Origin of the sequence: Runella sp., from assembly GCF_027484545.1 — a bacterium.
Lineage (GTDB): Bacteria > Bacteroidota > Bacteroidia > Cytophagales > Spirosomataceae > Runella.
Map to the genome: position 1 here is coordinate 1 of NZ_JAIXST010000139.1, position 6,276 is coordinate 6,276.

At 40.9% G+C, this 6,276-nt stretch carries 3 protein-coding genes and 2 pseudogenes; 4 read left to right on the forward strand and 1 reads right to left on the reverse strand.

The window, feature by feature from the left end; translation table 11 throughout:
* Nucleotides 1–107: 107 nt before the first annotated feature.
* The 4 genes and pseudogenes from purU to Q0081_RS13055 form a co-directional block, all read left to right on the forward strand.
* Nucleotides 108–871: pseudogene (gene purU / locus Q0081_RS13040) on the forward strand (formyltetrahydrofolate deformylase); the annotation flags it as partial.
* Between the two features lie 98 nt (nt 872–969).
* Entirely contained in the window at nt 970–2,613 is a 1,644-nt protein-coding gene (locus Q0081_RS13045; RefSeq protein WP_298353919.1) for a sodium:solute symporter family transporter, read from the forward strand.
* Nucleotides 2,614–2,739: 126 nt separating this feature from the next.
* On the forward strand, nt 2,740–4,164 hold the full coding sequence (locus tag Q0081_RS13050) for a DUF1800 family protein (RefSeq protein ID WP_298353922.1): 1,425 nt from the start codon (nt 2,740–2,742) through the stop codon (nt 4,162–4,164).
* Between the two features lie 30 nt (nt 4,165–4,194).
* A complete protein-coding gene (locus Q0081_RS13055; RefSeq protein ID WP_298353925.1) occupies nt 4,195–5,397 on the forward strand; it encodes a DUF1501 domain-containing protein in 1,203 nt (400 codons plus the stop codon).
* Nucleotides 5,398–5,498: 101 nt separating this feature from the next.
* Here Q0081_RS13055 and Q0081_RS13060 read toward each other — a convergent pair.
* A pseudogene (locus Q0081_RS13060) lies at nt 5,499–5,609 on the reverse strand (transposase); the annotation flags it as partial.
* Nucleotides 5,610–6,276 lie beyond the last annotated feature (667 nt).

The window sequence follows — 6,276 nt, forward strand, 5'->3', positions numbered from 1 at the left end:
AGACTTTTTTGCCGATATTGGCAGCTATAGAGATAAATTAAAATCTTTGATAAATACAAACTTTCAAATCATCAAAACTCCAAAATTGGTTTTGCAAACCTCTGTGAGTTAAGTATAATCACAATCAAAACATTATCCGCCAAGACGAATACGTAAGTCCTTCAGGTCAATTCTTTATGCGAACCGAATTTGAAGGCGAAGGGGAGCCCGGGAAAATTATGGATGACTTACACCAAACCCTGCCAACAGGCTTGAACCTTCGACTCAATCCTAAAAAAAGAAAGATGTGGTTGTCTTTGTTACCAAAGAACACGACTGCTTGGGTGAATTGTTGATTCGGTATGCCTTCGATGAATTAGATGCTACGATTCAGGCCGTTATAAGCAATTACAACACACTCCAACCCTTGGTCAGCAAATTTGGTATTCCCTTTCATTTTATTTCGCACGAACACAAAACCCGCGAGGAGCACGAAGAAGCTATTTTACGGACACTTGAGATATACAAGCCCGAATACTTGGTTTTGGCCAAATACATGCGGGTTTTAACTTCGGATTTTGTCAAACATTACGCCAATCGCATTGTCAATATTCATCACTCTTTTTTACCCGCCTTTATCGGGGCCAATCCTTATCGTCAAGCCTACGAACGGGGCGTAAAAATTATTGGAGCCACGGCCCATTTTGTCAACGACAATCTGGATGAAGGTCCTATTATTGCTCAAGATGTTAAGGAAGTAGATCACCGTTTTACAGCAACCGACATGGCTAACCTTGGAAAAGACACTGAAAAATCAGTATTGTCAAAAGCCCTCAAATTAGTATTTAATGACCGTGTATTTATCCACGGAAACCGAACGATTATTTTGTAGAAAAGCAATAAAATAGTATTTTTTCTGCGTTTTTACACACATTTAGGTATCTTGCACCCTGTTTTTTTAACCCAATCACTTAACCTCCTGCCTGCAATATGCAAAAACTACAGACCCTCGACTATTTAGTCTTTCTCTTTTACTTTATCATAGTCGCCGGCTATGGGTACTGGATTTATCAACGAAAAAAATCCAAAGAAGCCAGTACTACCGACTTCTTTCTGGCTGAAGGTTCCCTTACATGGTGGGCCATTGGCGCTTCATTGATTGCTTCCAATATTTCTGCTGAACAATTTATCGGAATGTCGGGAGATGGTTTCAAAGTCGGATTGGCTATTGCAACCTATGAATGGATGGCAGCCGCTACGCTTCTTGTAGTGGGAATTTTCTTTATGCCCATTTATCTCAAAAACCACATCTTTACGATGCCTCAGTTTTTGAATAAGCGTTATAATGAAACTGTCAGCTTAACAATGGCCATTTTTTGGTTGCTACTATACGTATTAGTGAACCTTACTTCTATTCTGTTTTTAGGGGCTTTGGCTGTTTCAACTATTTCAGGAATTAGCTTTACTACTTGTATGATTGGGTTATCCGTATTTGCTATTCTGATTACAGTAGGTGGGATGAAAGTAATTGGTTATACGGATGTGATTCAAGTTTTCTTCTTGATTTTGGGTGGTTTAGCCACTACGTATCTGGCCCTTGATTTGGTGTCCGAAGAGTTTGGAGTGGAGGGGGTCTCAGGTGCTCTTAATACTATTTTTACAAACTCACAGGATCACTTCCATATGATCTTCAAACCAAGTCAACTATCGTATCCTGATGGAGACGGTGGTACAAAAGATGCCTATATGTATTTGCCAGGATTGACGGTTTTGATTGGCGGAATGTGGATTGTAAATCTTAATTATTGGGGGTGTAACCAATACATTACCCAACGCGCCCTTGGCGCCGACCTCAAAACCGCCCGCCAAGGGATTTTATTTGCGGCATTTTTGAAACTCCTAATGCCCGTCATTGTCGTATTGCCTGGTATAGCAGCCTACACACTTTATCAAAAAGGGCTCTTTCAAGCCGAAATGCTCAATGACAACGTACTTAAACCCGACCGCGCTTATCCAGTTCTTCTTAATTTATTACCGGTAGGGTTGAAAGGATTATCATTTGCTGCTCTTACGGCTGCTATAGTAGCTTCATTGGCTGGTAAGGCCAACAGTATTTCTACAATTTTCACCCTTGATATTTATAAGAAATACATTGCGAAGGATGCCGACGAGAAGAAAATGGTCTGGATTGGCCGCGTTACGATTGTTGTAGCCATGATTTTGGCGATTATTATTTCTCCTTATATGGGAATAGACAAAGGCGGCTTTCAGTTTATCCAAGAAATGACTGGATTGGTTTCGCCAGGTCTTTTTGCTGCATTCTTATTAGGATTTTTTTGGAAAAAAACCAACTCAGCAGGTGCTCTATTTGCCATTGTAGGTGGCTTTTTACTTGCTTTCTCCATGCACAACAATTGGCTTCCGGGAGCTGATTGGTCCACTGTTCCTTTCTTAGATCGGATGGGTATCGTTTTCTTAATTTGTGTAGCCGTTATGGTTGTTCTGGGTCTTTGGAAACCAAGCGACAAAGGACTTGAAATTGATGCTTCTATGTTCCGTATCAAAGGTTCTTTTGCGGCAGGGGCCCTAGTAGTGGTAGCAGTTATCATAACGCTTTATACTGTATTCTGGTAAAAATCAATTTGTTACAAACTATTTCTTAACCCTACCAAACTGTTGGTAGGGTTATTTTTTTGCCGCTGCGTTAAACCTTATTCCAACAATCCTACTCTAACCTTCAAACACCATATTATAAATCACATGGACTCTACCCAACACCAACGTACTATCCAACATCTTTTTTGGCGAGCGGGGTTTGGTGCTTCGCCAGTCGAGGTACAGGAGGCTTTATCTAAGTCACGTCGGCAGCTCGTCAAAAATTTGTTCCATGACAGTCGCCAATTCGATTCGTTTGACCTTGTAAAAACAGTGCCTTACATGTCTCTTAAAAAAGTCATTAAATCAGCAGCGACAGATCGGGAAGAAATGAAGGAACAGCTGAAGGACTTTGCTCAGGAACGCCGCGAAACAATTGGAAACCTAAACGATGCCTGGGTGGCGCGTATGGGGCAAGGACAAGGTGTTCTGAGAGAAAAGATGACGCTTTTTTGGCACAATCATTTTGCGTGTCGAAGTAAATTGGCGACTTTCATTCAACAACAAAACAATACGTTACGGACACACGCACTTGCAAAATTCGGGGATTTACTCATGGCTATTTCTAAAGATGCGGCTATGTTACAATTCCTTAATAATCAACAGAATCGCAAAAAAAGCCCTAATGAAAATTTTGCTCGTGAGGTCATGGAATTATTCACGCTGGGCAGAGGGAATTATACCGAGACAGACATCAAAGAAGCAGCTCGGGCTTTTACGGGTTGGGGGTTCAATTTACAGGGGGAGTTTGTATTTCACCAACTGTTTCATGATGATGGAACAAAAACACTATTTGAAAAATCGGGAAATTTTCAAGGCGAAGATGTCATTGACATACTGTTATCCAATCCACAAACGGCTCGTTTTATCTCCACAAAACTCTATCGTAATTTTGTTAATGAGCGCATTAATGAAGAACACGTAGCCAACATGGCCAAACGTTTTTTTCGCAGTGATTATGATATTGCCGATTTGATGGAATATGTTTTCACTTCCGATTGGTTTTACGACTCAGTCAACATAGGTGCTCAAATTAAATCGCCCGTAGAGTTACTGGCAGGTATGCAGCGAACGTTACACATGGACTTTACAGACAAAACTCCCGTACTGTATACTCAAAAAGCACTCGGGCAAATGCTGTTCAATCCCCCCAACGTAGCCGGGTGGCCGGGAGGAAAATCGTGGATTGACAGTTCAAGTTTATTGACAAGAATGCAACTGCCGAAAGTATTATTTCGCAACGAAACACTCAATGTAAGCGTAAAAGACAGTGGAGATGCTAACGAAGAAACTGTCAAGCGGAAGAACAAATTTGAAGTAACAATGAATTGGGACCATTTTGCTCAAGCCTTTGACAAAGTACCCGAGGAAAACTTGGGAAAAATAGTGGCATCTTATTTGTTACAAGTACCTATAAACAGCTTATTACTAAAAACAATTGAAAATCAGGTAACTTTTAATGACCGAACGGAGCGAATAAAACAGCTCACCGTTGCCCTGATGGGTTTACCTGAATATCAAGTGTGTTAAATTACCCAAAACCCAACCAAATGTAACACCATGAAACGCCGTGAATTTTTAAGAAACTCTGCTTTTACCACTGCCGGTTCATTACTGATTCCGCAGTTTTTGAAAGCCTACGAACGCCAACATTTGGGGCAACAATCCCTAAATGAAAAATCGGTCGTCATTATCCAACTTTCCGGCGGCAACGACGGCCTTAATACTGTAGTTCCTTTTCGCAACGATATTTACTACCGCGAACGGCCGTCTATCGCTATCAAACAGGAGAATGTTTTACGCCTCAATGATGAAATTGGGTTCAATCCGGCGCTCGAAAAAATTAAAGAATTATACGATAACGGTTTAGTTTCGGTGATTAACAACGTTGGTTATCCCAATCCCGACCGTTCGCATTTTCGTTCTATGGATATTTGGCAAACTGGGAGCGGCTCTGACCAATATTTATCTACCGGCTGGATTGGTCGTTATTTGGATGCTCAATGCAAAGGCCAAAGTTGCTTACCACATCAAGCCTTGGAAATTGACGATACGCTGAGTTTGGCTTTGAAAGGGCAACAGGTCAATGGCTTATCACTTCAAAACCCCGAAAAACTGTACGGTCAAACCAAAAGCGCTGTTGTAAAAAATATAGGGTCTATTCCTACGGCTGATGACCACGATAATGTCGCCTATTTGTATAAAACATTGGCAGGAACAGTTTCCTCTGCCGAGTATGTGTACAGCAAAGCCAAGGTCAGTAAGTCACGGGTGATGTATCCGACTACCGAATTAGGAAAAAGCCTGAAAACCATTGCTGAACTCATTACATCGGGAGTAAGTACCAGTGTTTATTACGTTTCGCTGTCGGGTTTTGATACACACATTCGTCAAAACGACCAGCAAGATAGACTCCTGCGTCAATACGCCGAAGCAGTCAATGTGTTTGTCAATGACCTCACAGCCAACAGCCGTTTGGACGATGTGATGATCATAACTTTCAGTGAATTTGGACGAAGAGTGAAACAAAACGCTTCAAACGGTACCGATCACGGAACAGCAAACAACGTATTTCTGATTGGAGGACCTAAACGGACTCGCCCTATTTTGAACGAAGCTCCAGACCTTACAGATTTGGACACTGGCGATTTGAAATACAAACTTGATTTCAGGCAAGTATACGCCACACTCTTGGATGATTGGCTCAAAACGGACTCAAAATTAGTATTGGACGGAAAATTTGAGCCGTTAAGATTATTCTAACCGCTAAACAACATCCAATTTTATTACAATCAGTTATTAATGAGATAGAATCAAGTCCAAAAGTTGTAGAGCAACTTGGATTAAGCATATAACTGAGTGAGTCAGTAAAGCAAGAATTCTACATTTCCTACCCCTCTCAATTGACTTCTAAAAGCTTTGATTTTGGCGTTGAAAGATTCAGTCGAAGCATTGGTGCTTCGGTTGTCAAAGTAGCGGTCCGCCGCCCATATTTTGCGTATAAAAAAGCCATTGTTTAGCATGGGGCTTTTGATCCCATTGCTAAAATCCGCTTTGAAAATCTTTATACTGACGCAATAGTTTTTTACCATTAACTCCGTAAAAACGCCCAATAGTATGGATGTCATTCGGCGCCGTATCAATGAATCTCTTTCGCATCGACGATCCGATAAAAAAGCCGCGAATTCACCAGTCTTTCGCGTGCCTTGAGCTACTTGATTCCAATTCCGTTGTTCAACTTTGCCTGTATGGGTATTCAGCCAGTAACGTCGTTTGATATGTAGAAATACCCGTTTATCTCGAATGGGAAAGTCCTGAATCGTAATCTCAGGCAGAAGAGACCCTTTTGACAATAGGTGTTTCTTAGTCATGTTTGTTTCTTCATAGTTCTTCTCTTGAAGGTATAAATGAAGAACATCAGACACAGACTCAACTCGGAGCAATTCGTAGTAGGATACGATAAAATCAGGTAAGAGTGCTCTAATAAAGGCAGAAAATTTTCCAAAACAAATAGGTTTGATTAAACAACAGGTTGAACGCACCTAATAATCTTAATTTAGGGCATAGGTCAAAAATAGCCATATAATTGTTGTTGGTTGTATTTTTGAGGATGGAATGGAAAAAAATATTTGACGAAGTGCC

Bases quoted from the DNA above. Each gene is read 5' to 3' on its own strand.
- Q0081_RS13045 (WP_298353919.1), top strand. From the start codon at position 970: ATGCAAAAACTACAGACCCTCGACTATTTAGTCTTTCTCTTTTACTTT.
- Q0081_RS13050 (WP_298353922.1), top strand. From the start codon at position 2,740: ATGGACTCTACCCAACACCAACGTACTATCCAACATCTTTTTTGGCGA.
- Q0081_RS13055 (WP_298353925.1), top strand. From the start codon at position 4,195: ATGAAACGCCGTGAATTTTTAAGAAACTCTGCTTTTACCACTGCCGGT.